Genomic DNA, 886 nt, shown 5'->3' with positions numbered 1-886 from the left:
TTCGACAACTGCTTCACACGCAGGTCTTCGATATAGACGATCGCGTGGTTGTTGCAGATCGCCCTCGTCACCTTGTGCAAAAAGTCTTTGCGCGCATTACCTATGCGCGCGTGAATGCGCTGCACGCGCTTCTTAGCCTTCGTCCAGTTCCGACTGTGTTTGACCTTCCGGCTCAATGCCTGCTGCGCCTTACGCAGCCTGGCCTCATGCCGCTTGAAGCTGTTGATCGGTTCCTCGTAATCGCCATCCGACAGGGTGGCAAAGCGAACGATGCCCATGTCCACGCCGACGGCCTCGCCGCTGGCGACCACGGGGGCGACTTCGCGCGCGGTCTGAATTGCCATAAACCAGCGCCCGGCATGCAGGCTGACCGTCACATTGCGCACCGCGCCCAGTACTTGCCGACTATTGCGATAACGCAGCCAGCCCAGCTTGGGCAAGAAAATGCGGTCATTGCCTTGCTCGATCCTGATTTGTTGTGGGTCCGGATAGCGGAAGCTGTCCTGGCGCCCTTTCTTTTTAAAGCGTGGGAAATCCGCGCGCCCCGCAAAGAAATTGGCGTAGGCCTGCTCCAGATTCTTGAGTGATTGTTGCAGCGGATGGGTGGGCGCCTGCCGCAACCATGGTGTGTCCTTGTCATGCCGCCAACCAGTCAGCAGCTTGCACAACGCTGCATACCCCAGCCTCTTGTCACCACCCTCGTAGCGCGCTTTCTGGATATCCAGCGCCTTGTTGAAAACATAGCGGCATGCGCCGGCAAAGCTTTGCATTGCCCGCCGCTGCCGGCCGTTTGGCATCAACTCAAATCGATATGATTGAAGGCGCTCCATACTGTAATTTTATACAGCATTCCGTATCGCAGTCGCACGGAAGGATGCCTGCGGCA

General features: G+C 57.8%; 1 protein-coding gene. It reads right to left on the bottom strand.

Features of this window, described 5'->3' with window-relative positions; all coding sequences use genetic code 11:
• Positions 1 to 830: RNA-guided endonuclease InsQ/TnpB family protein (locus tag GTP41_RS26745; protein WP_161028635.1), on the bottom strand; the 830-nt coding region annotated here is incomplete at its 3' end.
• Between the last annotated feature and the right edge of the window lie 56 nt (positions 831 to 886).

The sequence above is a fragment of the Pseudoduganella guangdongensis genome (genome assembly GCF_009857475.1).
GTDB lineage: Bacteria > Pseudomonadota > Gammaproteobacteria > Burkholderiales > Burkholderiaceae_D > Rugamonas > Rugamonas guangdongensis.
The sequence above is the reverse complement of the archived record's forward strand: the minus strand, read 5'-3'. Positions and strand labels throughout refer to the sequence as shown.